Annotated in this window: 22 protein-coding genes; 9 read left to right on the forward strand and 13 right to left on the reverse strand. The window is 70.6% G+C overall.

Features of this window, described 5'->3' with window-relative positions:
* Window positions 1-121: 121 nt before the first annotated feature.
* The 4 genes from GAS53_RS14800 to GAS53_RS14815 all read right to left on the reverse strand — a co-directional run bounded on the left by GAS53_RS14800 (window position 122) and on the right by GAS53_RS14815 (window position 4,265).
* Complete coding sequence (locus GAS53_RS14800) at window positions 122-1,822, reverse strand: acyl-CoA mutase large subunit family protein (protein ID WP_151478040.1); 1,701 nt, start codon at window positions 1,820-1,822, stop codon at window positions 122-124.
* Window positions 1,823-1,933: 111 nt separating this feature from the next.
* The gene (locus tag GAS53_RS14805; RefSeq protein ID WP_151478042.1) at window positions 1,934-2,272 is read right to left on the reverse strand and encodes a DUF3817 domain-containing protein; all 339 of its coding nucleotides are present in this window, start codon (window positions 2,270-2,272) and stop codon (window positions 1,934-1,936) included.
* A gap of 87 nt (window positions 2,273-2,359) precedes the next feature.
* Complete coding sequence (locus GAS53_RS14810) at window positions 2,360-2,869, reverse strand: MarR family winged helix-turn-helix transcriptional regulator (RefSeq protein ID WP_151478044.1); 510 nt, start codon at window positions 2,867-2,869, stop codon at window positions 2,360-2,362.
* A gap of 10 nt (window positions 2,870-2,879) precedes the next feature.
* Complete coding sequence (locus GAS53_RS14815; protein WP_151478046.1) at window positions 2,880-4,265, reverse strand: MFS transporter; 1,386 nt, start codon at window positions 4,263-4,265, stop codon at window positions 2,880-2,882.
* A gap of 75 nt (window positions 4,266-4,340) precedes the next feature.
* Between GAS53_RS14815 and GAS53_RS14820 the strand changes: the two genes are divergently transcribed.
* Together GAS53_RS14820 and GAS53_RS14825 are read left to right on the forward strand one after the other, a co-directional pair.
* Window positions 4,341-5,324, forward strand: a complete 984-nt coding sequence (locus GAS53_RS14820; protein ID WP_151478048.1) for an ArsR/SmtB family transcription factor — start codon at window positions 4,341-4,343, stop codon at window positions 5,322-5,324.
* A gap of 179 nt (window positions 5,325-5,503) precedes the next feature.
* A complete protein-coding gene (locus GAS53_RS14825; protein ID WP_151478049.1) occupies window positions 5,504-6,517 on the forward strand; it encodes a glycoside hydrolase family 6 protein in 1,014 nt (337 codons plus the stop codon).
* Window positions 6,518-6,543: 26 nt separating this feature from the next.
* Here the strand turns inward: GAS53_RS14825 and GAS53_RS14830 are convergent, their stop codons facing one another.
* From GAS53_RS14830 to GAS53_RS14845, 4 genes are all read right to left on the reverse strand, one after another.
* Window positions 6,544-8,499 (reverse strand): radical copper oxidase GlxA, encoded by a 1,956-nt coding sequence (locus tag GAS53_RS14830; RefSeq protein ID WP_151478051.1) that lies wholly within the window; start codon window positions 8,497-8,499, stop codon window positions 6,544-6,546.
* A 3-nt stretch (window positions 8,500-8,502) separates the two neighbouring features.
* Window positions 8,503-10,380 (reverse strand): glycosyltransferase family 2 protein, encoded by a 1,878-nt coding sequence (locus GAS53_RS14835; RefSeq protein ID WP_151478053.1) that lies wholly within the window; start codon window positions 10,378-10,380, stop codon window positions 8,503-8,505.
* A gap of 286 nt (window positions 10,381-10,666) precedes the next feature.
* The gene (locus GAS53_RS14840; RefSeq protein WP_151478054.1) at window positions 10,667-10,960 is read right to left on the reverse strand and encodes an MTH1187 family thiamine-binding protein; all 294 of its coding nucleotides are present in this window, start codon (window positions 10,958-10,960) and stop codon (window positions 10,667-10,669) included.
* Window positions 10,957-11,301, reverse strand: coding sequence for a DUF3817 domain-containing protein (locus GAS53_RS14845; RefSeq protein WP_151478056.1), 345 nt, complete (start codon window positions 11,299-11,301; stop codon window positions 10,957-10,959). The genes GAS53_RS14840 and GAS53_RS14845 overlap by 4 nt, the downstream gene beginning before the upstream one ends.
* Before the next feature lie 194 nt (window positions 11,302-11,495).
* Between GAS53_RS14845 and GAS53_RS14850 the strand changes: the two genes are divergently transcribed.
* From GAS53_RS14850 to GAS53_RS14865, 4 genes are all read left to right on the forward strand, one after another.
* Window positions 11,496-12,128 (forward strand): AIM24 family protein, encoded by a 633-nt coding sequence (locus GAS53_RS14850; protein WP_151478190.1) that lies wholly within the window; start codon window positions 11,496-11,498, stop codon window positions 12,126-12,128.
* A 1-nt stretch (window position 12,129) separates the two neighbouring features.
* On the forward strand, window positions 12,130-12,780 hold the full coding sequence (locus GAS53_RS14855; protein ID WP_151478057.1) for an AIM24 family protein: 651 nt from the start codon (window positions 12,130-12,132) through the stop codon (window positions 12,778-12,780).
* Window positions 12,777-13,574, forward strand: a complete 798-nt coding sequence (locus tag GAS53_RS14860) for an AIM24 family protein (RefSeq protein WP_151478058.1) — start codon at window positions 12,777-12,779, stop codon at window positions 13,572-13,574. Before GAS53_RS14855 ends, GAS53_RS14860 begins: the two co-directional genes overlap by 4 nt.
* A 92-nt stretch (window positions 13,575-13,666) precedes the next feature.
* A complete protein-coding gene (locus GAS53_RS14865) occupies window positions 13,667-14,143 on the forward strand; it encodes a MarR family winged helix-turn-helix transcriptional regulator (RefSeq protein WP_151478059.1) in 477 nt (158 codons plus the stop codon).
* 188 nt (window positions 14,144-14,331) lie between these two features.
* On the opposite strand, the gene GAS53_RS14875 is transcribed toward GAS53_RS14865, so the two are convergent.
* Both GAS53_RS14875 and GAS53_RS14880 read right to left on the reverse strand, forming a co-directional pair.
* Window positions 14,332-15,774, reverse strand: a complete 1,443-nt coding sequence (locus GAS53_RS14875; protein ID WP_151478060.1) for a HAMP domain-containing sensor histidine kinase — start codon at window positions 15,772-15,774, stop codon at window positions 14,332-14,334.
* Window positions 15,771-16,436 (reverse strand): response regulator transcription factor, encoded by a 666-nt coding sequence (locus GAS53_RS14880; RefSeq protein ID WP_151478061.1) that lies wholly within the window; start codon window positions 16,434-16,436, stop codon window positions 15,771-15,773. Before GAS53_RS14880 ends, GAS53_RS14875 begins: the two co-directional genes overlap by 4 nt.
* 145 nt (window positions 16,437-16,581) lie before the next feature.
* Here GAS53_RS14880 and GAS53_RS14885 point away from each other — a divergent pair, with 145 nt between their 5' ends.
* Window positions 16,582-17,289, forward strand: coding sequence for a PepSY domain-containing protein (locus GAS53_RS14885; protein WP_151478062.1), 708 nt, complete (start codon window positions 16,582-16,584; stop codon window positions 17,287-17,289).
* A 19-nt stretch (window positions 17,290-17,308) separates the two neighbouring features.
* Here the strand turns inward: GAS53_RS14885 and GAS53_RS14890 are convergent, their stop codons facing one another.
* The 3 genes from GAS53_RS14890 to GAS53_RS14900 all read right to left on the reverse strand — a co-directional run bounded on the left by GAS53_RS14890 (window position 17,309) and on the right by GAS53_RS14900 (window position 21,095).
* Entirely contained in the window at window positions 17,309-18,541 is a 1,233-nt protein-coding gene (locus tag GAS53_RS14890; RefSeq protein WP_225858924.1) for an MFS transporter, read from the reverse strand.
* Between the two features lie 345 nt (window positions 18,542-18,886).
* Window positions 18,887-19,843 (reverse strand): methylmalonyl Co-A mutase-associated GTPase MeaB, encoded by a 957-nt coding sequence (gene meaB, locus GAS53_RS14895; RefSeq protein WP_151478063.1) that lies wholly within the window; start codon window positions 19,841-19,843, stop codon window positions 18,887-18,889.
* A gap of 49 nt (window positions 19,844-19,892) precedes the next feature.
* Window positions 19,893-21,095, reverse strand: a complete 1,203-nt coding sequence (locus GAS53_RS14900; protein ID WP_151478064.1) for an acetyl-CoA C-acetyltransferase — start codon at window positions 21,093-21,095, stop codon at window positions 19,893-19,895.
* Window positions 21,096-21,243: 148 nt separating this feature from the next.
* On the opposite strand from GAS53_RS14900, the gene mce reads away from it, so the two are divergent.
* A complete protein-coding gene (gene mce, locus GAS53_RS14905; RefSeq protein WP_151478065.1) occupies window positions 21,244-21,684 on the forward strand; it encodes a methylmalonyl-CoA epimerase in 441 nt (146 codons plus the stop codon).
* Between the two features lie 231 nt (window positions 21,685-21,915).
* A complete protein-coding gene (gene scy / locus GAS53_RS14910) occupies window positions 21,916-25,764 on the forward strand; it encodes a polarized growth protein Scy (RefSeq protein WP_151478066.1) in 3,849 nt (1,282 codons plus the stop codon).
* The last annotated feature ends 183 nt before the right edge of the window (window positions 25,765-25,947 follow it).

Raw genomic sequence — 25,947 nt, forward strand, 5'->3', positions numbered from 1 at the left:
TGAGGAGCGGGGGTTCGGGGGCAGCGCCCCCGACGGGGTCTGGGGCGGAGCCCCAGGGGATGGGACGGGTAGGGGCGGCGGGGGCGAAGAAAACCCCACGCCAACCCCGGACGGCGCGCTCCTAGAAACCCGCCGGCTCCGTATACACCCCCCACTCGTCCCGCAGGGCATCACAGATCTCCCCCAGCGTCGCCTCGACCCGCACCGCGTCGAGCATCGGCTCGATCATGTTCGAGCCGTCCCGCGCAGCGGCAAGCATCCCGGCCAGAGCCCCGCGCACGGCCGCCTCGTCACGCGCGCCCCTACGTCCGCCCAGCACCCGCACCTGCTGCCGCTCCACCTCATGACTGACCCGCAGGATCTCCAAGTCCCCGGTGACAGAGCCGTGATGGACATTCACCCCCACCACCCGCTTGTCGCCCTTCTCCAGCGCCTTCTGGTACTGGAACGCGGACTCGGCGATCTCCCCGGTGAACCACCCGTCCTCGATCCCGCGCAGGATCCCGGAGGTGATCGGCCCGATGGGATGCCGCCCATCGGGATGAGCGCGCAGCCCGCGCTCCCTGATCTGCTCGAAGATCCGCTCGGCGTCCGCCTCGATCCGGTCCGTCAACTGCTCGACGTACCAGGAACCGCCCAACGGGTCCGCGACATTGGCAACGCCCGTTTCCTCCATCAGCACCTGCTGCGTACGGAGCGCGATCTCCGCCGCCTGCTCGGAGGGCAGAGCCAGGGTCTCGTCCAACGCGTTCGTGTGGAGCGAGTTCGTACCGCCCAGCACCGCCGCGAGCGCCTCCACGGCCGTACGGACGACGTTGTTGTACGGCTGCTGGGCCGTCAGCGAGACACCGGCCGTCTGCGTGTGGAAGCGCAGCCACTGCGCCTTCTCCGACCGCGCCCCGTACACGTCCCGCAGCCACCGCGCCCAAATCCGCCGCGCCGCCCGGAACTTGGCGATCTCCTCGAAGAAGTCGACGTGCGCGTCGAAGAAGAAGCTCAAGCCCGGCGCGAAGACATCCACGTCAAGCCCGCGCGAGAGCCCCAGCTCCACATACCCGAACCCGTCGGCGAGGGTGTACGCCAGCTCCTGCGCGGCCGTCGAACCCGCCTCGCGGATGTGGTAGCCGGAGACCGACAGCGGCTTGTACGCCGGGATCTTCGTCGCGCAGTGCTCCATCAGGTCCCCGATGAGCCTCAGATGCGGCTCGGGCTGGAAGAGCCACTCCTTCTGCGCGATGTACTCCTTGAAGATGTCGGTCTGGAGCGTGCCGTTCAGCAGGCCCGGGTCGACACCCTGCCGCTCGGCGGCGACGAGGTACATGCAGAAGACGGGCACGGCCGGCCCGCTGATCGTCATGGATGTCGTCACGTCGCGCAGCGGAATGTCCTTGAACAGGACCTCCATGTCGGCCGCGGAGTCGATCGCGACACCGCAGTGCCCGACCTCGCCGAGCGAGCGCGGGTCGTCGGAGTCGCGCCCCATGAGCGTGGGCATGTCGAAGGCCACGGAGAGCCCGCCCCCGCCGTTGGCGAGGATCTTCTTGTAGCGCTCGTTGGTCTGCTCGGCGTTCCCGAACCCGGCGAACTGCCGTATGGTCCACGTCCGCCCTCGGTAGCCGGTCGCGTAGAGCCCTCGGGTGAAGGGGTACTCCCCCGGCCAGCCGATCCGCTCGAACCCGTCGTACGTCTCCCCGGGCCGCGGTCCGTACACGGGCTCCACGGGATCACCGGAGAGCGTCGTGAAGTCGGCCTCACGCTTGCGCGAGGCGTCGTAACGGGCCTGCCAGCGACGGCGGCCCTCCTCGATGGCGTCAGCGTCCATACCATCGAATTTACTAGGACGTCCTAGTAACTGTCGATGGCAGACCGCCACGGATCACCCGTGGCGGTGGTGGTGCCCCCATGCAAACGTCCAGAACGTCAGGCCGGGACGTCAGGCCTTGGCGACCGCGCCCGCGTCCTCCGCGACCTTGGCTTCCAGCTCGTGGCTCACCTTGCGCTCCACGAAGAAGGCGGCCGTGGGAATCGTGCCCGCGAGCAGCACCCACACCTGCTTGCCGACCGGCCACTTCGCCTTGGAGCCCAGATCGAAGGCGCAGACCAGGTAGACGACGTACAGCCAGCCGTGCGCGATGCCGACGATGCGCGTGAAGTCCGCGGCGCCGTCGAGGTCCAGCACGTACTTGGCGATCACACCGAGGGTCAGCAGGACCAGCAGCACACCGGTGACGTAGGCCATGACGCGGTAGCGGGTCAGCACGCTCTTTTTCATGGGTACGAGCGTAACCACCGGTTTCGCACGATCTTCGGGCGGCCCCCGGACCCGTACGACCCCGTACGGACCGGCCCCGCTCCCCCTCTACTCCTCTTCGAAGTCCTCCGCCGCCACTCTCAGCGGCCGCAGCATCGCGAAGATCTCCCTGCACTCCTCCGCGTCGTACACCCCGAGCCCGAAGTCCATCGCCATCAGGTCGCGGGTGGCGGCTTCGCAGACCTCTCGGCCCTTCTCGGTGATGGAGGCGAGGGTGCCGCGTCCGTCGTTGGGATTGGGGCGCTTGTCGACGAGTCCGGACCGCACGAGCCGGTCCACGGTGTTCGTCACGGAGGTCGGATGCACCATGAGCCGTTCGCCGATCTTGGACATCGGCAGCTCTCCGGCTTTGGAGAAGGTGAGCAGCACCAGCGCCTCGTACCGCGCGAACGTCAGCCCGTACGGCTTGACGACCGCGTCGACCTCGGCCAGCAGGATCTGGTGCGCGCGCATGATCGAGGTGATCGCGGCCATGGACGGCACGTTTCCCCAGCGCTGCTTCCAGTGTTCGTCGGCGCGAGCGATGGGATCGAAGGCAAGACTGAGCGGCTTCGGCACGGCAAAGACCCTACCGGCCGGTCATATCGTGGCCAGCCCCGTCTCGCGCTTCGGTACGCACTCCTTCCGTACGCCGCGATCCGTCCCCTTCGGTGCCCCTTGCTCCGGCCCCTGCCATGCCCTGCGCTCCGGCCCCCTCTGTACGCCGCGCGCGGGCGTCGTCCGTGCGCCGCACCTCCAGCACCAGGAGTACGCAGCCCACCGTCCCCACCACACCGACCCCGCCCACGACCGTGCTGACCGCCCAGAACTCGGCGGCTGCCCCGGCGAGCGCCATGCCCACGCCCTGGATCGTCATCAGCCCGGCCGTGTGCACGGTCATCGCCCGCCCGCGCAGCTCCTCTGGGACGGCGTCCACGAACCAGCGGTCGAGGCCGAGGGTGTACGCGCCCGCCGACCCGGCGAGGAGCAGCGCGAGCAGGATCCAGCCGAGGCCCGGGTGGAACGGATAGACGAGGAGCGGCAGCAGACCGGCGCCGGCGAGGGGCAGCACGATCCGGGAGCGGGCCGCGGGCGACAGGGCGGCGCCGGCGTACAGCTCTCCCGTGATCGTCCCGACCGGCATCGCGCACATCAGCAGCCCGACCCAGGCCGTGCCGACCCCGATCTCGTCCGCGTACGCGGCGGCGAGGGCCTCGGGCGCGACGACGAACATGGGCGGCACCCACAGGAGCAGCAGCAGCGCGCGGATCCGGCGGTCGCCGAGGACCTGCCGGGTGCCGGCGAGCGAGTACCGCACGAGCGTCCCGCCCCCGGCCCGCGCGGGCCTGCGCCGGGTGCCGAGGCGCAGGAGCAGCGCCGAGGCGAGGAAGGTGCCCAGTGTGATGAGCAGCGCCCCGCGCGGCGACATGAAGGTGAGCAGGACCCCGCCGAGCCCGAAGCCCACGAGCAGGGCGCTCTGCGACACGATCCGCAGCAGCGAGCGCCCGAGTACGAACAGGTCGCCGTCCCCGAGGATCTCGGTCAGCGTGGCCATCCGCGTCCCGCTGAACACCGGCGAGACGGCCGCGATGACGCACCGCAGCCCGAGCAGCGCCGCGACCGGTGTGGACGGCAGAGCCATCAGCGCCGCGCATCCGGCGCACACCAGGTCGCACACGACGAGCACCCGCCGCGCCGGAAACCGGTCGGCCACCCCGGACAGCAGCGTCCCGCCGACGAGGTACGGCAGGAAGCCCAGCGCGAACGCCAGCGCGCTGAGCAGCGGCGATCCCGTCAGCGCGTACACGAGCACGGTCAGCGCGATCTCGCTGACGACCACACCCAGCAGGGAAAGGGCGTGCGCGAGGAAGACGGCACGGAATTCCTTCACGGCGAAGGCACTGCGGTATCCGCCCTGCCGTGCTTCATCGGAACGGGTGGGCACCGTCGTCGCGCCCTTCGCTTCTTCTGGCATGCCCAGCAGCGTCACGCGTGCGTGCCGACCGCCCTAGAGTTTCGGCACAGGCCGAATCTCCCGCGAGGAGGCGTGATGCCGTTCCACCTCCACTTCGGTGAGGACGACCTTCTCAACTGCCGTTTCGCGGTGTCCCCTCTGTGGGAGACCCACGAAGCCGTACGCACCCTGCTGCGTCCGGATCGGCAGGGCTACCACCCCGCATGGCTGCGCCGCATCCGCACGGCGGCGGCGTCGCTGGATCTGGAACCCCTGTGGCTGCTCATGCCGCGCCACGGGCACAGCCCGGACTGTCTGATGCCGCCCCCGATCGGGCCCGCGGCCACGTTCGAGGAGGAGATCGCTGCCGTACGGGGTATCGATCCCGAAGTCGCGCGCGCCGAGATGGCGCTCTCGCTCGCGGACACCCCCGGTGCCGCCGAATCCCCGCTCGGCCGGGCGCTGCTCGCCGAGCCGGCGCGCGCGGTGCAGGAGCTGACGGCCACGCTGGAAGCGGCCTGGCGCACCCTCGTCCAGCCCGTGTGGCCAAGGCTGCGCGCCCTCCTGGAGGCCGACGTCGCCTTCCACTCGCGCCGTCTCGCCGAGGTGGGCCTGGGCGGGCTGCTGCCCGAGCTGGACCGGCGGTTCGCCTGGGACGCGGGCACGCTCACGGTCGACTGGAAGGGCGAGCACGTACGCGAACTCGGCGGCCAGGGCCTGGTGTTGATGCCCAGCGTCTTCTCCTGGCCGGACGTGGTCAGCGGCTTCGACCCGCCCTGGCAGCCGACGCTGGTCTACCCGGCGCGCGGTATCGCCGGCCTGTGGGCCGAGCCGTCCGACCGTACGCCCGAAGCCCTCGTACGACTCCTCGGGCGCGGCCGGGCCGCCGTCCTGGCGGCGCTCGACGAACCCGCCACGACCACGGCCCTCGCACACCGCCTCGGCCTCGCGCCCTCATCCGTGTCCGCGCACCTGGCGGCGCTGCGCGACGCGGGCCTGCTCGTCTCGCGCCGGTACGGGCACCAGGTGCTGTACGAGCGGACGCCGCTGGGCATCGCGCTGGCGTCGGGCGGCGCCTGACGCCCTGACGGTTCTGAGGCCCCGCCAGTTCCGACGGCCCGCCGGTTCCGACGCCCCGCCGGTTCTGACGGCCCGACAGGAAGCGTCGCCGCACGGTGTTGCATCCATGCCGGTTAAGTCCGTTATGTAACGATAGCCGGACACCGTCACTGATCGTTGCCTTCGCCCAAGGGGGCAGGATGTTCCGGCCGACCCGTACCCGTACTCTCGTGGTGCTCGCCGCGCTCGGACTCGCGGCGGGCTGCTCGTCCCCGTCCGAGGTCGACACGACCGCCGCCGCCCGGGAGACCCCCGCGCAGGTGAGCCCAGCCTCCGCTTCCCCGTTCTGGGTCGACCCGGCAAGCCCCGCCGCCCGGCAGGTCCGGCAGTGGGAGCGGCAGGGGCGCGGGAACGACGCCCGGCTGCTGAAGCGCATCGCGGACCGGCCCGCCGCCATCTGGCCCGCGGCGGACAACCCCGAGGCGAAGATCAGGGAGGCGACCGCGGCGGCGGCCCGGGAGGGGCGTACGGCCGTGTTCGTCGCGTACAACATCCCGCACCGCGACTGCGGACAGCACTCGGCGGGCGGGGCGCACGACGCGGACGCCTACCAGGACTGGATCGGGCGGTTCGCCGAGGCCATCGGCGACGGCAAGGCCCTGGTGGTGCTGGAGCCCGACGCGGTCGCGCACATCGTGGACGGCTGCACGCCGGGCGAGTACCACGGGGAGCGCGAGCAGCTGATCGCCGAGGCGATCGTGCGGCTGAAGCGGCAGCCCGGCACGCGGGTGTACCTGGACGCGGGCAACCCGGCCTGGGTCCAGGAGTCGTGGAAGCTCGTCGACCGTCTCAAGCGCGCCGGCATCGTGAACGCCGACGGCTTCGCCCTGAACGTCGCCAACTTCCAGCCGGACGAGACCACGAAGGAGTACGGCCGCCGGCTCTCGAAGGACCTCGGCGGCAAGCACTTCGTCGTCGACACCAGCCGCAACGGCAACGGCCCCCTGCACGGCGACCCCTCCCAGGCCTGGTGCAACCCGCCGGGCCGCGCCCTCGGCACCCCGCCCACCACGGACACCGGCGACCCGCTGGTGGACGCGTACCTGTGGATCAAGCGGCCCGGCGAATCGGACGGGCAGTGCCGCGGGGGCCCGGCGGCGGGGCAGTGGTGGGCGGACTACGCGTTGGGGCTGGCGCGCAATTCGAGGGCCTGACAAGCGACTCCGTCAGTCGTCGGCTCTCACGTGACCTGGATCCACTTCGCCTCGGACGGCGTCCCCTCCCCGTCCGTCACGAACAGCATGTACCAGCCGGGCGGCACCAGCGTCCGGTCCTCCGGTACGTCCACGGTCACCGAGTCCTTGGTCTTCGTGAGGCCGAGTGCGATGGACCGCTGCTCGACGTCCGTGGTGTGCGTGACCGCGCTGGGGCGCATCAGGCGGGCGTTCACGATCCGGTCCGGGTGCCGGGTGGCGAAGGTGGCGCGGCCCTCGCCGTCGACCTCCTGCGGGCCGTCGCCGAGTACGGGGCGCTTCTTGGCGTTCTTGTGCAGGGTGGGCGGGGTGTAGATCTCCATGCGCTGCTCGAAGTGGCCGAGCTTGGTGTTCTGCTGGTCGTCGAAGAGCGGGTCGGAGCCGAAGGTGGCGATCCGGCCGTCGGGCAGGAGCAGCGCCTCGGAGTGGTAGTTGCGGCCGACCCTGGGCGAGGCGGCGGCACGGAAGGAGTTGGACTTCGGGTCGTAGAACTGCGCCTTGAGTATGTTGCTGGCGCTGCGCCCCCGGTAGTCCTCGGCTCCGTTCGACGTGAACACCGAGTCGTCCGGCATGATCACGCTGTTCAGGTAGCGGGTGCCCTGCGGCAGGTCGGGGCCGTCCTCGAAGACGGGGTTGTTCTTCTTGAGGTCGACGACGGCCGTGCGCGGGGTCGACTTCTTGGACTCGCCGACGCCTCCGCCACCGAGGATCATCACCTTCTGGTCCTGCGCCGGGGGAAGGAGGAGAGAGGCGGAGGTCTCCGTCTGGTCGAGGTCGGTCAGACCCGGCACCTTCTCGAACTTGTTGGACTTCAGGTCCCACCAACCGGGTTCGCGGCCGAGTTCGGCCGGTCCGTAACCGGCGTTCGAGGCCGGGTAGAAGAGCTTGCCGCCCTTGGTGAGGAAGAGGGCGGGGTAGGTCGGGAAGTAGCGCTTGGGACCCGGAGTCCACTTCTTGGTCTTCGGGTCGTAGATCTCGTTGTCGCCCGGGTCGATCACACCGAGGTCGTCGAGTCCGGAGACCGCGAGCACCCGCCCGTCCTCCAGACCGACGAGCGTCGGATACCAGCGGGCCTTGTCCATCGGCTCGACGGGCACGTACTTCTCGGCCGTCGGGTCGAACTCATAGGCGGCCCTGATCCCCTGGAAGTCCTGCTTCTCCATGGTGATCTTCTCGGAGAGGCCGTACGTGTTGCTGGCGTCCTTGCCCTTCAGGCCGACGATCTCGTACTGGGCCTGCCTGTCCGTGACGGCCAGCGGGCCCCCCTTGGTGGCCTCGACGAAGACACGGGCCTCGCTCGCGGTGACCTTCGTCCGCCAGGGCTGCATCACGCCGGACTTGTTGTACCTGATCTCCTGTGTGCGCTTGGCCTTGGGGACGGTGACGTCGAACCTGCTGACGTACTCGACACCGGACGGCGCGCGGAAGCGGGTGCCCTTCTTGAGGACGATCGGCTTGTCCGGGTTCTCGTTCTTCACGCGCATACCGCCGCCGGCCCGCTCGACCTCGCCGTCGAGCAGTTCGTAGCGGGCGGTGCCGCCGGCCACGAGCAGGCGGCCGCTGGGGAGTTGTGCGTGACCTGAGCAGAAGAAGTCGTCGGGGGTGGGGATCTTCTTGAACGTGTCGGTCCTCGGGTCCCACAGGACGGTGTCGAAGGACCCCTCGTCGAACTTCTTCTGCTCATTGCCGGAGCCCGCGACGATCAGCACCTTGCCGGTGTGCAGGAGGGCCGCGTGGATGGCGTTGGTGCGGTACTCCTCGGGGATGTCCAGCTGCTTCCAGGAGCCGTACCTCGCCTTGTAGCCGGGCTGGGCGATCTTGTACTCGTAGTACTTCTCCGAGGCGAAGCCGATCGCGGCCGGGGCGTTGAGTCCGGCGAGCACCGCGATGCCGCCGATGCCGAGCAGGGTCTTCTTGGTCTTCTTCGAGGGGCGATAGGCCATGGCCTAGTTACCTCCTGTCGTACTTCTGGAGACCGTCCCGCTGGAGACCGTCCCGCTGGGGAGCGGGCCACTGGGGAGCGAGCCGCTGGGAACCGTGCCGCTCGGAACCGTGCCGCTCGGGACCGTGCCGCCGGCGTTGCCCGCGAGCGCGGGTGCCGGCTCGCCGCCGTTCGTGACCTGGGCGGCGGGGGCGACGCGCCGGCTGCCCTTGCGTTCCTGGACGCGGGTGGTGATCCATACGGCGACCGGCGAGAGGGAGATGCCCAGGGCGAGGACGGCCCAGGTACGCATGGCCGCGTGGGTGTGGCCGAGTACGAACGACACGACGAGCGAGGCCGTCAGGACCGCCGCCCAGAAGAGGTGGATCCGGAAGGTCAGCACGCGGTCGGGGCTGGTGTCACCGCCCTTCGGGGTGACGACGAAGCGGCTGGGGCGGCGGATCAGTGCCGCGCCCAGGGACCTGAGGTAGATCGGCGCGGAGAGGGCCGACATCGCCATGCCGGCGAGACCGCCCGAGCCTTCCGGTTCGTGCGGGGAGACGTTGTGCCGCCGGTTCCAGAGATAGAGGCCGATCTGGAGGGCGGCGGCGTCGCTGTAGAGCATCAGCCACATGGAGGCGGCGACCTGCGTACCGGACGCGCCGAACCACAGGAACAGGACGCAACTCAGGATGCCCAGCAGCCAGTTGACGGCCGTCATCGGGTAGTAGACGAGCATCAGCGTGTACGAGAAGAGCCGGCCGGGCGGCATCGTGAACGGTGCCTTCCAGTACTGCTTGAACAGCGTCTCGTACGTGCCCCGGGACCAGCGCATCTGCTGGGTGAAGAAGTCGGTCCAGGAGGCGGGCCCCTCACCGACGGCCAGCACGTCAGGGGTGTAGACGGACTCCCAGTGGTGCCCGGTCCTCGGATTCCTGTGCCGGTGCAGTTCGAACCCGGTAGCCATGTCCTCGGTGATGGAGTCGTACAGACCGCCGATCTGCTTGACGGCGGCTATCCGTACGACGTTGTTGGTGCCGACGAACATGGGGGCGCGGTAGCGGTTGCCGGCGCGCTGGATGAGGGCGTGGAAGAGGAACTGCTGGGACTCGGCCGCCTTGGTGACGGGGGCGGTGTAGTTGCCGTACACCTGCGGGCCGACGACGAACGCGACGTCCGGGTCGCGGAAGAAGCCCATCATCCGCTCCAGGAAGTCGGGGAGCGGGACGTGGTCGGTGTCGACGGAGGCGAAGTAGTCGTACTCGCCGCCGTGCATCGCGATCCACGCGTTGTAGTTGCCGTGTTTCGTACGGGCCTTGTGGACGCCCTTGGCCCGGTTCCACTCGGGGACGCCGTGGCGGGTGAAGTGGCGTACGCCGAGCTCCGCGCAGAGGGCCTTGGCCTGGTCGTCGTCGCCCTCGTCCAGGAGCCAGACGTCGAGGGGGCCGGCGTGGGTGACGCGGACGGCGCCCTCCAGGGTGGCCCGGACCATGGAGAGGGGTTCCTTGCCGGGCACGTACGTGGTGAGGAAGGCGACCCTGGTCCCTGCCTGCGGGACGACGGGTATGGGATCCCTGGCGACCATGGTCGCGTGGGCGATGGACACCACGTTGACGACCATGAACAGCTCGATCAGGCCGATGGATATGAGCATCGTGAGGTCGAGGCCGACCAGCCAGCGGGCGCCGCCCTCGCGGGTCACCCAGTGCGTGGGCCACACCAGGTAGACGAGCAGCACTCCCGTGAGCAGCGGCGCGAGCGTCATGAGCAGGACGGCCCGTATTCGGTGCGGCTCGCGCGCGAGGAGCTTGCTGTACTGCACCCGGTACGCGGTGCCGGACGGCTCCGTGAGCGGTCCGGCCAGTCGGCTGTGGGTGTCGTAGTCGTAGCCCTCCGGCCGCACAGCGCCCTCCAGTGATCGAACGAGCCGATACCCACACAAAAGTGGCTTTTCGGCGACGTGTCGAACGGAGGAGGTCCAGGAGAGTGGAGTTTGCCCCCGGCGGCTGGGCGGGATGGGGTTGCCTGTTTGGGTGCGGGCGAGTGGGGGCTTGTCACGCAGTTCCCCGCGCCCCTGACGGGGCGCGGGGCTGTGACAATTTGCGGCTCCGCCGCGTGGGCGCGATCAGCCCAAGAAGACCGGCACGTACCCACTACCTCGGGAGTCCGGGGGCAGAGCCCCCGCGCGGTCAGGCCGACAGATGACGCTCCACCGTTTCCACCTTCGATGTCAGCCCATCAGTCACGCCAGGACGGATGTCCGCCTTCAACACCACGGACACCCGCGGAGCGCGCGCCTCAACGGCCGCCACCGCGCGCTTGACCACGGCCATGACCTCGTCCCACTCACCCTCCACGGACGTGAACATCGCGTCGGTGCGGTTCGGCAGGCCGGACTCGCGGACGACACGCACGGCGTCGGCCACGTACTCGCCCACGTCCTCGCCGACGCCCAACGGAGTCACGGAGAAGGCGACGATCATGCGCTGACGCTGCCTTCCTTGCGGGCGCGCGACGCGATGACCGCGTTCTCGGCCTCACGCTTGAGCTTGCGCTCGGCGAAGAAGCCGCCGGTCGGGAGCACGGAGAGGACGAAGTAGAGGGCCGAGGTCTTCAGGTCCCACTTGGCGCGGTTCCAGGCGTCGGCCCAGAAGATCACGTACAGAATGAAGAGGATTCCGTGGACCATGCCCATCACCGGGACCGCGTTGAAGTCCGTGGTCCGCTTCAGCACCGAGGACACGAGCAGCAGCAGGAAGGACACGGCCTCCGGGGCGGAGACCAGGCGGAGGCGGCGGAGGGCGGAGGCGGTCTTGATGTCCACGAGTCACCTTCGGTGGAGAGGAGTCGGGAAAGGGGTCGGGAAGGCAGTCCATGCTGTGTGATCGGCTTTGTGAACGCGAGCACAAGCGTTTCCCATTGAAGCATCCGGGCCACCTAGGGGTGCCTTCAGGGTCGGATCATCCCGAAGGATCTGTTCGGTGGGAGGGCCCGACGGCTACCGTCTCAACCGTGGCGATGTTCCGACTCCAAGGCAGCAAGGTGCTGGCCGTCGACATGACCGGCGACGCCGTGAAGGCGAAGAACGGCTCCATGGTGGCGTACGACGGGCAGATGGCCTTCAAGAAGCTCAGCGGCGGCGGCGAGGGGATCCGCGGCATGGTGACGCGCCGGGTCACCGGTGAGCAGATGACCCTCATGGAGGTGAAGGGGCAGGGGACCTGCTGGTTCGCCGACCGGGCCAGTGAGATCAACCTCGTGAATCTCCAGGGCGACAAACTCTTCGTCGAGTCCAGCAATCTGCTGGCGACGGACTCGGGACTGCGTACGGGCACGTCCTTCACGGGCCTGCGCGGCGCCTCCCAGGGCAACGGACTGTTCACGACGACTATCGAGGGCCACGGCCAGGCCGCGATCATGTCGGACGGGCCGGCCGTGGTGCTGCGGGTCAGCTCGCAGTATCCGCTGACGGTCGACCCGGGGGCGTACATCGCCCATCAGGGCAATCTGCGGCAGTCCTTCCAGTCCGGTGTGACGTTCCGCACGTTCATGGGCGAGGGCGGCGGTGAGGCCTTCCAGATCCGCTTCGAGGGCGACGGCGTCGTCTACGTGCAGCCCAGTGAGCGCAACTCGATCGCGGGAGACGTGTGACATGCCCTTCCGTGAGGTCAACTCGAAGATGATCGAGGCCACGGTCATGCCGGGCCAGCGGCTGTTCAGCCAGCGCGGCGCGATGCTCGCCTACAAGGGCGAGGTCTCCTTCACCCCCAACATGCAGGGCGGCCAGGGCGGGGTCATGTCGATGATCGGGCGGCGGGTGGCCGACGAGGCGACTCCGCTGATGACCGTCGAGGGCTCCGGCACGATTCTGTTCGGGCACGGCGGCCACCACATCCAGGTGATCAACCTCACAGGCGACACCTTGTACGTGGAGGCGGACCGGCTCCTCGCCTTCGACGGCACGCTGGAGCAGGGCACGATGTTCATGGGCTCGCAGGGCGGGGTCATGGGCATGGTGCGCGGGCAGGTGACCGGGCAGGGGCTGTTCACCACGACGCTGAAGGGCCATGGCGCCGTCGCCGTCATGGCGCACGGCGGGGTGATCGAGGTGCCGATCAGTCCGCAGCGTCCGGTCCACGTCGACCCGCAGGCGTACGTGGCCCACCACGGGGACGTACGCAACAAGCTGTCCACGGCGCTCGGTTGGCGCGACATGGTGGGCCGCGGCTCGGGCGAGGCGTTCCAGCTGGAGCTGAGCGGCAACGGAGCGGTGTACGTCCAGGCGTCGGAGGAGAAGCTGTGACCACCTACCCGGGCGCCGGCCCCGTGATCCACGACCCGATGACGCTGCCCGCCGACGACAGCGTCAACGCGTACACCTTCTGCGTGGAGCTCAAAGGGAGCGAGTGGTTCCTGCAGAAGGGCAAGATGATCGCCTACTACGGCTCGATGGAGTTCAACGGCATCGGGCACGGGCGACTGGACCGGCTCGTGCGCACGTCGTTCCATTCGCCGTTGCACGCGAGCGACTGGGTCGTCGCCTCGGGTTCGGGCAAGATGCTCCTCGCCGACCGGGCCTTCGACGTGAACTCGTACGACCTGGAGGAGGGCAACCTGACCATTCGCTCGGGCAATCTCCTCGCTTTTCAGCCAACTCTCGCACTGAAGCAGTCGATCGTGCCCGGCTTTCTGACACTGATCGGAACCGGCAAGTTCGTGGCGGCGTCCAACGGTCCGGTGGTGTTCATGGAGCCGCCGATCCGGGTCGACCCGCAGGCCCTGGTCGGCTGGGCCGACTGTCCCTCACCGTGCCACCATTACGACCACGGGTACATGACAGGCTTGATGGGCGGTCTACGTGCGCTTACGGGCCTGGGCGGGGCCTCCGGGGAGGAGCACCAGTTCGAGTTCGTGGGCGCCGGTACGGTGCTGCTGCAGTCCAGCGAGACACTGATGGCCGAGCAGGCCACGGGGGCGGTCCCGCACGAACCCGGAGTACCGGGCGGCGGCGGGGTACCCGGCCGCCCGGGACAGCAAGCCGGCTCACCGCGCCTTCCCGGACAGCTGGGGGACCTCCAGCGTCGCTTCGGGCTGTGAGCGGTAGTCTGCGGAGTGTGACGTCGAACGTGTGCGCGCCGTCACGCAACCCTCACTAGTTCGCCTTTCAACATCTTAGGTAGAATGCATTCATGGAGACCGAGACAGCCCCACGCTGGCTGACCGATGCGGAGCAGTGCGCTTGGCGCACCCACCTGGAGGTCAACAGGCTGTTGACGTACCAGCTCGAGAGGGACCTCCAGCCGTTCGGCCTGACGATGAACGACTACGAGATCCTGGTGAACCTCTCCGAGTCGGAGGGCGTACGGATGCGGATGAGCGATCTCGCGTCCGCCACCCTCCAGTCCAAGAGCCGGCTCTCGCACCAGATCACCCGCATGGAGAACGCGGACCTGGTCCGGCGTGAGAACTGCGAGTCCGACCGCCGTGGGCTGTACGCCGTGCTCACGGACCACGGCATGGAGACGATGAAGAAGGTCGCGCCTCATCATGTGGCGTCTGTGCGGCGGCACTTCATCGACCTCCTCCCGCCGGAGGCCCTGGAAGAGCTCCACAAGTCCCTGACCCCGATCGCGGAGCACCTGCGGGGGCAGCGGGGGCGTCCGTAGCGTACGACCGGCCCTAGGGCCTGTCTGACAATTCCCGTCTGCCTCGCGACGCCATGCACGCACTCTCGCCGCACCGGGCACAGACCCAAGTACGTCCAGTACGAGGGTCTGCGCCCGGCACGCCGAGAGCACGCACCTGACGCCGCGCGGCCGCCCTCCGGGCGACGACGGGAATTGTCAGACACGCCCTAGGCCAAAGGCAGGCGGAGTTCGAACAGGGCTCCGCCTGCCGGCGCGTCCCGGACGGTGAGTGATCCACCGTGCCGCACGGCGACGTCGCGGGCGATGGCCAGGCCGAGACCGGCTCCGCCGTCGTCGCGGGCGCGGGACTCGTCGAGCCGCACGAACCGCTCGAAGACCCGCTCACGCTCGGCGGCGGGCACGCCCTTGCCGTCGTCGGTGACCCCCACGACGGCCCACTCCCCCGCGCGCCGCACGGTGACGGCGACCGACGACCGGGTGTGCCGCTGTGCGTTGTCCAGCAGATTGGCCAGCACGCGCGCCAACTGCCCACGCGACCCGGCCACTTCGACGGCGTCCGCGTCCACGGACACCGGGACACGGTCCCCGGCCCGCTGACCGGCCTCCTCGCGGACGAACGCCGCCAGATCCAAGCGCGCGTCCGCCGGCCGCTCCCCCGCGTCGAGGCGGGCGAGCAGCAACAGGTCGGCGGCCAGCCGCTGCAGTCGTACGGTGTCCTCGACGGCCCCCTCGACATCGAGCAGCTCAGGGTGCGCGGAGCCCACTTCGAGCTGGGTGCGCAGCGAGGCGATCGGGCTGCGCAGCTCGTGCGAGGCGTCGGCGACGAACCGCCGCTGCCGCTCCACGGACTGCTCCAGGGCGGCGAGCGTCTCGTTGGTCGTACGGGCCAGCCGCGCGACCTCGTCGTGCGTGTCCGGCACGGGGACCCGCCGGGTCAGGTCCTCGGACGCGGTGATCGCGGCCATCTCGCCGCGGATGCCCTCGACGGGGCGCAGGGCCCGGCGGGTGACCAGCCAGGTCACCAGGGCCACGAGGGCGAGCAGCAGGGGGAATCCGATGAGCATGACGGTCAACGCCGTGCTCACGGCGCTGTGTTCGGCGGTCAGCGGCGCGCCCGCGTACACGGTGAGCCTGCCCTTGTCCTTGGCGTTCACCGGCACGGCCGCGAACCGGTAGTCCGCCTCCTCGCCGTCGATCGTGGCCGACCCCTCGCTGTAGGTCGCCTCTCCGATCTCGCCGAGTTCGAGCGAGTGGCCGTCGTCCGCCTCGTCGTCGCTTTCGTCGTCGGCGTCGTCACCGCTGTCCGAGCTGTCCGACGGGGTCTGAGGGGTCTGCGGGGTCACGTCGTCGACCCCCGTACCGCTGATCCGCTCCAGGTCCTCGCTGACCGCGACCAGTTTCCGGGACGCGTCGACGATCTGGACCGGCCGGTCGTCGCTGTCCAGGGAAAGCTTGTCGTAGGGCCGCCCGGCGGCGAGTTCGACGGCGATCTCCCGAGCCGTCCGGTCGGCGTACGTGCCCGCCTGCCCGGTCAGGTTGGAGCGCAGCGACAGCAGCACCGCCGCCCCGGCCGCGAACAGCGCGACGGCGACCACGAGGGTCGCGGCCAGCGTGGCCCTGGCCCGTACGGACCCCAGGACGCGCCTCATCTCGCCTCCAGGCGGTAACCGGCGCCGCGTACGGTCCGGATCAGCGCGGCTCCGAGCTTGCGGCGCAGCGTGCTGATGTAGACCTCGACGATGTTCGGGTCGCCCTCATAGGCGAAGTCCCAGACGTGCTCCAGGATCTCGGCCTTGGACACCACCTCACCGGCTCGCACGACGAGCTGTTCGAGGACCGCGAACTCCTTGGTGGTGAGGGCGATCTCGTCCTCACCGAGGAAGACGCGCCGGGCGGCGGTGTCGACCTTGAGGTCGCCGAGCACATGCACGGGCGACGCCCCGCCCGCGGACCCGCGCCGCCGCAGCAGCGCCTTCACGCGGGCCACCAGGACGACGTACGAGAACGGCTTGGTGAGGTAGTCGTCGGCGCCCGTGTCGAGCCCCTCGGCCTCGTCGTACTCGCCGTCCTTGGCGGTGAGCATCAGGATCGGCACGTCGTGCCCGGCCGAGCGGAGGGTGGAACACACGCGGTACCCGTTCATGCCGGGCAGCATGATGTCGAGGATGACGAGGTCGTACGACCCGTCCGCGGCCTGGTGCAGGCCCTCCAGCCCGTCGTGGACGACATCCACGGCGAAGCCCTCGGCCGTCAGTCCCTTGGCGAGCGACAGGGCAAGTCGCTTCTCGTCCTCCACGATCAACAGGCGCATGCGTCAAGACTCGCAAACCGAACCTGAAGACGCCTTCAGGGTGCTTCAGCCTGCCTTCAGCGTCGTTCAGCCAGATTGGTCCACGTCGAAACGCACCGAAGACGACCGACACACGGTCGAAGCAGACGACTCCGGAGGAATCCTCATGAAGCGCAACATCGTCATCGCCACCGTAGCGGCCGCGGCCCTCGTCGGGGGCGGCACGGCGACGGCCCTCGCGGTCACGGGTGACGAGGACGCGCAGGTGAAGCAGTCCAGCGTGCGGGTGTCGGACGACGACCGCAGCGACCGCGACGACTCGGTCAACGGCACCGACGACGACCGCGACGACCGTCACGACAAGGCCGAGGACGGCGAGAACGCCGCCGAGGCGAAGGCCGCGAAGGTCGACGCGGCCGACGCGATCGCCGCCGCGCTGAAGAACACGCCGGGTACGGCGGTCTCCGCCGAGCTGGACGACGAGGGCAGCAGCCTGGTGTGGGACGTGGACGTGCTCTCCTCGGGCGGCAGCCGGCACAGCGTCCAGGTCGACCCGGGCACCGGCAAGGTGCTCGGCTCGCACGCCGACGCGGAGGACGCCGACGACACCGCGCAGGTCCGGGCCGCGCTGAAGGGCTCGTCCGTCTCCGCGGCGGAGGCCGCGGAGGCCGCCGCCGCGAAGGGTGCAGTCACGTCGGTCGACCTCGACGAGGACGGCCGCACCCACGCCTGGGACGTGGAGACGACCGCCTCGAACGGCGCCGAGAAGGAGTGGAAGGTCGACCTGAAGTCGGCCAAGGTCACCGCGGACACGTCCTCGGACGACGACTCCGCCGACGACAACGACTCGGCCGACAACGACTCCGACGACTGACGGTTCGGACGACCGGCGGTCAGCGGACCGGTTGCTCGGCGGCCTCCCCGGCACGTGGTGCCTCCGGGGAGGCCGCCGCATGCCATGAGACGAGTGCCGCGACCAGTGCCGTGGCGCCCGAGGCGACGAAGCACACGGCGAGCGGCAGCCGCCCGACCAGCAGGCCGACCGCCGCGGCTCCGGCCGAGGAACCCGCGTTCACCGCGGTGTTCACCCACGCGCCGGCCTGCACGCGGGAGCCGGGCGGCGCGCTCTCGTCGGCGAGCAGATACGACGTGGTGAGCGCCGGGGCGACGAACAGCCCCGCCACGGCCACGGCGGCGGAGAGCGTCAAGAGCCCCGGTGCCAGCCCGGCCGCGCCCAGGGCGAGCGCGAGGCCGACGGCGAGCAGCGGAAGCCGTACGCGGGCGGACGTACGCCAGTTGACGGCACCGTTCAGGAGCCCGCCCACCGCGCTGCCCGCGGACAGCGCGGCGAGCACCCAGGCCACGGCTTCGTCCCCGTGGTGGCGCTGTTCGGCGAAGGCCAGCACCAGCAGGTCGACGGCTCCCAGCGCGAGCCCGACCCCCGCCGCCACGACGACGGGCTGTACGAGTCCGCGGGCGCCCCGCATCCGCGCCCCCGCGCGTGACGCGCGCACAGCGACACTTTTCACGGCGGGGGATGTGACGAACGCCAGCGTGCCGAGGCCCACCAGCAGCGCGCTGGCGGCGACCCCGGCGGCGGGAGGCGCGAACCGCACGACCACGCCCACCAGCAGCGGGCCGGAGACGAACAGCAGCTCCTCGGCGACCCCGTCCAGGCTGTACGCGCGCTGCAACAGCCGCCGGTCGGTGATGAGTTCGCCCCAGACGGCCCGCATGGTGGCCCCGAGGGGCGGGGTGCACGCGCCGGCGGCGACGGCCACGGCTCCCAGGACCGCCGCGGGCGCTCCGGGGCGCCAGCTCACCGCCGCGAGTGTGCCGAGCAGGCCCGCGTACAGCGAGGCCATCGGCAGCAGCGCGCGGCGCGGGCCATGCCGGTCGACCAGAGCCGCCCTCAGGGGCGACAGGAACACGCTCGCGGCGCCGAAGAGCGCCATGACGGCGCCGGCCACGGCGTACGAGCCGGTGGCTCGGCTCACCGCCAGCATCACGGCGAGCGAGACCATTCCGTACGACAGCCGGCCGACGAGGGCCGCGGTGAAGGTGCGGGTGGCGTGGGGCATGCGGAATACCGCGGCATACGAAGGCCGCGTTGTGGACGCAGACATGCGAAGAGTTCCTCGAGGAGGGGGCGCCGAGACGGGCGCCCGGGCAGCGGGGACGCCTGTGCGCCGCGACGGCTACGCCGGATGCGCTGCCGATCGCGGGCCGGGGCGGGCCCTATGCCAAGAGGAGGAACACGCGGAAAAACGTACCAGCGGCCCCCGGCGGCCGACCAGGCTGTTTTCGCCCCCGCCGCCCCTACCCGTCCCATCCCTGGGGGCTGCGCCCCCGGACCCCCGCTTGTCGGCCTGAACGGCCTCGCCCTCAAACGCCGGACAGGCTGAAAATCAGCCCCTCCCCAGAAGGATGGGACGGGTAGGGGCGGCGGGGGCGAGGAAACCCTCCCGGGCTCAGCGCTCCGTCAAGCCCTCCACCAGGGAGTCCGCCGCCCGGTACGGGTCCAGCTCCCCCGCCACAATCCGCTCGGCCAGGGTGCTCAACCGCCGGTCACCGTGCAGGTCCCCGATCCGCTCCCGCAGCGCCGTGACCGCGATCGTCTCGACCTCGTGCGAAGCCCGGGCGAGACGCCGCTCCGCGAGCACTCCCCGCTCCTCCATCCACGCCCGGTGCTTCTCCAGGGCCTCGACCACCTCGTCGATGCCCTCCCCTCGCGCCGCGACCGTCTTGACGATCGGCGGCCGCCAGTCACCGGGGCCTCGGGACTCGCCGAGCCCCAGCATGTGGTTCAGCTCGCGGGCCGTGGCGTCGGCCCCGTCCCGGTCGGCCTTGTTGACGACGTACACGTCGCCGATCTCGAGGATCCCGGCCTTGGCCGCCTGGATACCGTCGCCCATCCCGGGCGCGAGCAGCACCACGGACGTGTCCGCCTGCGAGGCGATCTCGACCTCGGACTGCCCGACGCCGACGGTCTCGACGAGGACCACGTCACAGCCCGCCGCGTCCAGCACACGGATCGCCTGGGGGGCCGCCCAGGCGAGTCCGCCCAGGTGGCCCCGGGTCGCCATGGAGCGGATGTAGACACCGGGGTCGGACGCGTGCTCCGACATCCGTACGCGGTCGCCGAGCAGCGCCCCGCCGGAGAACGGCGAGGACGGGTCGACGGCGAGGACACCGACGCGCTTGCCCTGCCGCCGGTAGGCAGTCACGAGCGCCGACGTGGAAGTCGACTTGCCGACACCCGGCGACCCGGTGAGCCCCACGACGTACGCGTTGCCCGCGAGCGGAGCCAGCGCGGCCATGACCTCTCGGAGCTGCGGGGACGCCCCCTCCACCAGGGAGATCAGCCGGGCGACGGCCCGCGGCCGGCCTTCCCTGGCCTGGGCCACCAGCGAGGCGACGTCCTGCATCACAACTCCGTTCAGTAGATCACCAAGGTCGGCATGAAACGAACGTGCGTCAGGCCTTGGGTACCCGCACGATCAGCGCGTCACCCTGCCCGCCGCCCCCGCACAGCGCGGCCGCACCCACGCCACCGCCCCGCCGCTTCAGCTCGAGGACGAGGTGCAGTACGAGCCGGGCGCCGGACATGCCGATGGGGTGACCGAGGGCGATCGCGCCACCGTTGACGTTCACCTTTTCGGTGGAAACTCCGAGGTCCTTCATTGACTGGACCGCGACGGCGGCGAACGCTTCGTTGATCTCGATCAGGTCAAGATCCCCGACGCTCAGGCCCTCCTTCTTCAGCGCGTGCTGAATGGCGTTCGACGGCTGCGACTGCAAAGAGTTGTCGGGTCCCGCGACGTTCCCGTGGGCGCCGATCTCCGCAATCCACTCCAGGCCGAGCTCCTGCGCCTTGGCCTTGCTCATGACGACGACGGCGGCCGCCCCGTCGGAGATCTGCGAGGCCGAACCGGCCGTGATGGTCCCGTCCTTGGTGAACGCGGGCCGCAGCTTGCCGAGCGACTCGGTGGTCGTCTCGCCGCGGATGCCCTCGTCCTTGCTGAAGACGACGGGCACGCCCTTGCGCTGGGGAATTTCCACCGGGGTGATCTCGGCCTCGTAGACGCCGTTCTTCTGCGCGGCCGCGGCCCGCTGGTGCGACAGGGCGGAGAACTCGTCCTGCTCGGGGCGGAGGATGCCGAGCCGTGTGTTGTGCTTCTCGGTCGACTCGCCCATGGCGATGTTCTCGAAGGCGTCGGTCAGCCCGTCGTACGCCATCGCGTCGAGCATCTCGATCGCGCCGTACTTGTAGCCTTCGCGGGACTTCGGCAGCAGATGCGGCGCGTTGGTCATGGACTCCTGACCGCCGGCGACCACGACATCGAACTCACCTGCACGAATGAGCTGATCCGCGAGCGCGATGGCGTCGAGGCCCGACAGACAGACCTTGTTGATCGTGAGCGCCGGGACACTCATCGGGATGCCCGCCTTGACCGCCGCCTGGCGTGCCGGGATCTGCCCCGCCCCGGCCTGGAGCACCTGGCCCATGATCACGTACTGCACCTGGTCGCCACCGATCCCCGCACGGTCGAGGGCGGCCTTGATCGCAAAACCACCGAGGTCGGCACCCGAGAAGGATTTCAGGGAGCCGAGCAGCCGTCCCATCGGGGTGCGGGCACCCGCGACGATGACGGAGGTGGTGCTGTTCGTTCCAGACATGAGGAGCGATCCCCTTCCAGCTTGCACAGCTGAGGAGTGAACGAGGGTTTACTTCGAATGTACTGAGGGGTAGTCCACCCCGTCACCCGGCTGTCGGTGTGATCGCGCGCACGTTGCGTAACCGCCTCCGGAGCGCTGCACTAACAGCATGCTGACGCGAATCGACCACATCGGGATCGCCTGTTTCGACCTCGACAAGACCGTCGAGTTCTATCGTGCGACGTACGGCTTCGAGGTCTTCCACTCGGAGGTCAACGAGGAGCAGGGCGTACGCGAGGCCATGCTCAAGATCAACGAGACGTCCGACGGCGGCGCCTCCTACCTCCAGCTCCTGGAGCCCACCCGCGAGGACTCTGCCGTCGGGAAGTGGCTGGCCAAGAACGGCGAGGGTGTGCACCACATCGCCTTCGGCACGGCGGACGTGGACGCGGACGCCGCCGACATCAGGGACAAGGGCGTACGAGTGCTGTACGAGGAGCCGCGCAGGGGTTCGATGGGCTCCCGGATCACCTTCCTGCATCCGAAGGACTGCCACGGCGTCCTGACAGAACTGGTCACTTCGGCGCCTGTTGAGTCACCTGAGCACTGACCCCCGTACATATGGGCCGGTAGGGTTGGGGTCGGCCGTCGCCTCTTCGGGGCGGTCCGGGTCCTCATCGTCAGGATCCGAGGGCCGGGGTCCAGGTTTCGGGGGACGAGCGTCGGGGCAGCAGCCCGTGCTCCGCCGTTGATCTGACACCATTCCCCGGGGGCCCCGTTCGGCGGATGGACGGTGCTCGTTTGGAGAGACTTGCGACCAGGGGACGGATGGGACCGCGCAGTGCGGGGCTACGAACGCCAGGAGCGAGAGCCGGCGGCTGACGTCGACCACCTCTCTCGGTTCGAGGCCGAGATGGAGCGGCTGAAGACCGAGCGGGAGAAGGCCGTCCAGCACGCCGAGGACCTCGGCTATCAAGTCGAGGTGCTGCGCGCCAAGCTGCACGAGGCGCGGCGCAATCTGGCGACCCGGCCTGCCTACGACAGCGCCGACATCGGCTACCAGGCCGAGCAGATGCTCCGTAACGCGCAGATCCAGGCGGACCAGCTGCGCCAGGACGCGGAGCGGGAGCTGAGCCAGGCCCGCGCGCAGACCCAGCGGATTCTCCAGGAGCACGCCGAGCAGGCCGCCCGTCTCCAGGCGGAGCTGCACCAGGAGGCGGTCACCCGCCGCCAGCAGCTCGACCAGGAGCTCTCCGAGCGCCGGCAGAGCGTCGAGTCGCACGTCAACGAGAACGTGGCCTGGGCCGAGCAGCTGCGCGCCCGCAGCGAGCAGCAGGCCCGCCGGCTCCTCGACGAGTCGCGTACCGAGGCCGAGCAGGCCCTGGCCACCGCCCGCGCGGAGGCCGAGCGGGTCGCCTCGGAGGCCCGAGCGCGGCTGCAGAGCGACGCCGAGCAGGCGCGCGCGGAGGCCGAGGCGCTGCTGCGCCGGGCCCGCACCGACGCCGAGCGGCTGCTGAACGCGGCGTCGACGCAGGCCCAGGAGGCCACCGACCACGCCGAGCAGCTGCGCAGCTCGACCGCGACCGAGTCGGACAGCGCGCGCCGTCAGGCGACCGAACTGAGCCGGGCCGCCGAGCAGCGCATGACCGAGTCCGAGGCCGCGCTGCGCGAGGCGCGGGCCGAGGCGGACAAGGTCCTCGCCGAGGCGAAGGAATCCGCGTCCAAGGCCCTCTCCAGCGCGGAGTCGGCGAACGAGCAGCGCACGCGTACGGCCAAGGAGCAGGTCGCCCGGCTGGTCAGCGAGGCCACCAAGGAGGCCGAGACCACCAAGGCCGAGGCCGAGCAGGTCGTCGCGGACGCCAAGGCCGCCGCCGAGAAGATCATCGCGGAGGCCGAGGAGAACGCGCGCAGCCTCACCGCCGAGGAGACCGCCTCCCAGCTCTCCAAGGCGGCCCGGACGGCCGAGGACGTCCTCAACAAGGCGTCCGAGGAAGCCAAGAACACCACCAAGGCGGCGACCGAGGAGGCCGAGCGGATCCGCGCCGAGGCCGAGGCCGAGGCGGACCGGCTGCGGGCCCAGGCGCACGACATCGCCGAGGAGCTCAAGGGCGCGGCGAAGGACGACACCAAGGACTACCGCGCCAAGACGGTCGAGCTGCAGGAAGAGGCGCGCAGGCTGCGCGGCGAGGCCGAGCAGCTGCGCGCGGACGCGGTCGGCGAGGGCGAGCAGATCCGCTCCGAGGCCCGGCGCGAGGCCGTCCAGCAGATCGAGGAGGCGGCCAGGACCGCCGAGGAACTGCTCGCCAAGGCGAAGGCCGACGCGGACGAGCTGCGGTCGAACGCGACGACGGAGAGCCAGCGGGTCCGCACCGAGGCCATCGAGCGCGCCACGACGCTGCGCCGGCAGGCCGAGGAGACCCTGGAGCGCACCCGCACGGAGGCCGAGCGGCACCGGGCGGAGGTCGTCGAGCAGTCCGAGGGCATCAGGGCGGAGGCCGAGCGGGCCGCCCGGGAGCTGCACGAGGACACCGAGCGCGCCATAGCGGCCCGGCAGGCCGAGGCGGCCGAGGAGCTGACCCGGCTGCACACGGAGGCCGAGGAGCGCGTGGCCTCCGCCGAGCAGGCGCTGACCGACGCGCGCGCCGAGGCCGAGCGGATCCGCCGCGAGGCCGCCGAGGAGACGGACCGGCTGCGCGGCGAGGCCGCCGAGCGGATCCGTACGCTCCAGGCGCAGGCCGAAGCGGAGGCCGAGCGCCTGCGTACGGAGGCCGCGTCGGACGCGTCCGCGTCGCGTGCCGAGGGCGAGGCCATCGCCGTACGGCTGCGTTCGGAGGCCGCGTCGGAGGCCGAGCGGCTGAAGTCGGAGGCACAGGACACCGCCGACCGGGTACGGGCGGAGGCGCAGGCCGCCGCCGAGCGGCTCGCCACGGACGCCGCCGAGGCGCTGTCCGCCGCCCAGGAGGAGGCCGCCAGGCGCCGCCGCGAGGCCGAGGAACTCCTCGGCGCCGCACGGCAGGAGGCCGACCAGGAGCGGGAGCGGGCCCGCGAGCAGAGCGAGGAGCTGCTGGCCTCGGCGCGCAACCGCGTGGAGGAGGCCCAAGCCGAGGCCGTACGGCTGGTCGAGGAGGCGGACCGCCGGGCGACCGAGATGGTGTCGGCCGCCGAGCAGACCGCGCAGCAGGTACGCGACTCCGTGGCCGGGCTGCACGAGCAGGCCCAGGAGGAGATCACCGGCCTGCGCTCCGCCGCCGAGCACGCGGCAGAGCGCACGCGCACGGAGGCTCAGGAGGAGGCCGACCGGGTCCGCGCCGACGCGTACGCGGAGCGGGAGCGGGCCGCCGAGGACGGCAACCGGATCCGGCGTGAGGCGCAGGAGGAGTCGGAGGCCGCCAAGTCCCTTGCGGAGCGCACGGTTTCGGAAGCGATCGCCGAGTCGGAGCGGCTGCGTTCGGACGCCGCGGAGTTCGCCCAGCGGGCCCGTACGGAGGCGTCGGACACCGTCGCGGCGGCCGAGCAGGACGCGTCCCGCAGCCGCGCCGAGGCCCGCGAGGACGCCAACCGCATCCGGTCGGACGCGGCGACGCAGGCCGACACCCTCATCACCGAGGTGACGTCGGAGGCGGAGCGGCTCACCGCGGAGACCAACGCGGAGGCGGAGCGGGTCCGCTCCGAGTCCGTGGCGAAGGCCGAGAAGCTGATCTCGGACGCGACGAGCGACGCCGAGCGGCTGCGCGCCGAGGCGGCCGAGACGGTCGGTTCCGCGCAGCAGCACGCCGAGCGGGTCCGCAGCGAGGCGCAGCGGGTCAAGGCCGAGGCGGCCGACGAGGCCGAGCGGGTCACGGCGGCGGCGCGCGAGGAGGCCGACCGGACGCTGGACGAGGCGCGCAAGGAGGCCAACAAGCGGCGTTCCGAGGCGGCCGAGCAGGTCGACACTCTGATCACGGAGACGACCAACGAGGCCGACAAGCTGATCTCCGAGGCACGGCAGACCGCGCAGAAGACCACGGCGGACGCCGAGTCGCAGGCCGACACGATGGTCGGCGCGGCCCGCAACGAGGCGGAGCGGCTGGTCTCCGAGGCGACGGTCGAGGGCAACTCCCGGGTGGAGCGGGCCCGGACCGACGCGGACGAGCTGCTGGTCGGCGCGCGCCGGGACGCCACGGCGATAAGGGAGCGCGCGGAGGAGCTGCGCGACCGGATCACCGGCGAGATCGAGGAGCTGCACGAGCGGGCCCGCCGCGAGTCCGCCGAGGCGATGAAGTCGGCAGGCGAGCGCTGCGACGCGCTGGTGAAGGCCGCCGAGGACCAGCTGAAGGAGGCCGAGGCGAAGGCCAAGGACCTGGTGTCGGAGGCCAACTCCGAGGCGGGCAAGGTCCGTATCGCCGCGGTGAAGAAGGCGGAGGGGCTCCTCAAGGAGGCCGAGCAGAAGAAGGCCGCGCTCATCTCCGAGGCCGAGGAGATCAGGTCCGAGGCGGTGCGCGAGGCGCGGGCCGCGGTCGAGGAGGGCAAGCGCGAGCTCGAGGTGCTGGTCCGCCGCCGCGAGGACATCAACGCCGAGATCTCCCGTGTCCAGGACGTCCTCGAGGCGTTGGAGTCTTTCGAGGCCCCGTCGAGTGGCAAGGACGGTGGCGTGAAGGCGGGCGCTGCGGTCGGCGCGCCTCGATCGGGCGGCAAGCCGTCGGAGGGTTAGGGGACTCCAGTGGATCTCCGCGGAGGAAGGAGCGGCCTTGGGCGCGCCGCGAGCACGTGCCGGGCGTCGCGAGGCCGCGGAGGTCCCTTGGCAGCCCCCCCGGCCAAATGGCCAATTTCCGTGGGTGTAAGAGGCCTTCAGTGAAGTCTCTGGCAAGCGGTCCGGCAGTTAGCCACCAAAAAG

This window comes from Streptomyces albicerus (assembly GCF_008905045.1).
GTDB lineage: Bacteria > Actinomycetota > Actinomycetes > Streptomycetales > Streptomycetaceae > Streptomyces > Streptomyces albicerus.

What these genes read in the sequence shown, in the direction of transcription:
- GAS53_RS14800 (WP_151478040.1), bottom strand. Translation starts at nt 1,822, where the DNA reads ATGGACGCTGACGCCATCGAGGAGGGCCGCCGTCGCTGGCAGGCCCGT.
- GAS53_RS14805 (WP_151478042.1), bottom strand. Translation starts at nt 2,272, where the DNA reads ATGAAAAAGAGCGTGCTGACCCGCTACCGCGTCATGGCCTACGTCACC.
- GAS53_RS14815 (WP_151478046.1), bottom strand. Translation starts at nt 4,265, where the DNA reads ATGCCAGAAGAAGCGAAGGGCGCGACGACGGTGCCCACCCGTTCCGAT.
- GAS53_RS14820 (WP_151478048.1), top strand. Translation starts at nt 4,341, where the DNA reads ATGCCGTTCCACCTCCACTTCGGTGAGGACGACCTTCTCAACTGCCGT.
- GAS53_RS14825 (WP_151478049.1), top strand. Translation starts at nt 5,504, where the DNA reads ATGTTCCGGCCGACCCGTACCCGTACTCTCGTGGTGCTCGCCGCGCTC.
- GAS53_RS14830 (WP_151478051.1), bottom strand. Translation starts at nt 8,499, where the DNA reads ATGGCCTATCGCCCCTCGAAGAAGACCAAGAAGACCCTGCTCGGCATC.
- GAS53_RS14840 (WP_151478054.1), bottom strand. Translation starts at nt 10,960, where the DNA reads ATGATCGTCGCCTTCTCCGTGACTCCGTTGGGCGTCGGCGAGGACGTG.
- GAS53_RS14850 (WP_151478190.1), top strand. Translation starts at nt 11,496, where the DNA reads ATGTTCCGACTCCAAGGCAGCAAGGTGCTGGCCGTCGACATGACCGGC.
- GAS53_RS14855 (WP_151478057.1), top strand. Translation starts at nt 12,130, where the DNA reads ATGCCCTTCCGTGAGGTCAACTCGAAGATGATCGAGGCCACGGTCATG.
- GAS53_RS14865 (WP_151478059.1), top strand. Translation starts at nt 13,667, where the DNA reads ATGGAGACCGAGACAGCCCCACGCTGGCTGACCGATGCGGAGCAGTGC.
- GAS53_RS14875 (WP_151478060.1), bottom strand. Translation starts at nt 15,774, where the DNA reads ATGAGGCGCGTCCTGGGGTCCGTACGGGCCAGGGCCACGCTGGCCGCG.
- GAS53_RS14880 (WP_151478061.1), bottom strand. Translation starts at nt 16,436, where the DNA reads ATGCGCCTGTTGATCGTGGAGGACGAGAAGCGACTTGCCCTGTCGCTC.
- GAS53_RS14885 (WP_151478062.1), top strand. Translation starts at nt 16,582, where the DNA reads ATGAAGCGCAACATCGTCATCGCCACCGTAGCGGCCGCGGCCCTCGTC.
- GAS53_RS14890 (WP_225858924.1), bottom strand. Translation starts at nt 18,541, where the DNA reads ATGTCTGCGTCCACAACGCGGCCTTCGTATGCCGCGGTATTCCGCATG.
- meaB (WP_151478063.1), bottom strand. Translation starts at nt 19,843, where the DNA reads ATGCAGGACGTCGCCTCGCTGGTGGCCCAGGCCAGGGAAGGCCGGCCG.
- GAS53_RS14900 (WP_151478064.1), bottom strand. Translation starts at nt 21,095, where the DNA reads ATGTCTGGAACGAACAGCACCACCTCCGTCATCGTCGCGGGTGCCCGC.
- mce (WP_151478065.1), top strand. Translation starts at nt 21,244, where the DNA reads ATGCTGACGCGAATCGACCACATCGGGATCGCCTGTTTCGACCTCGAC.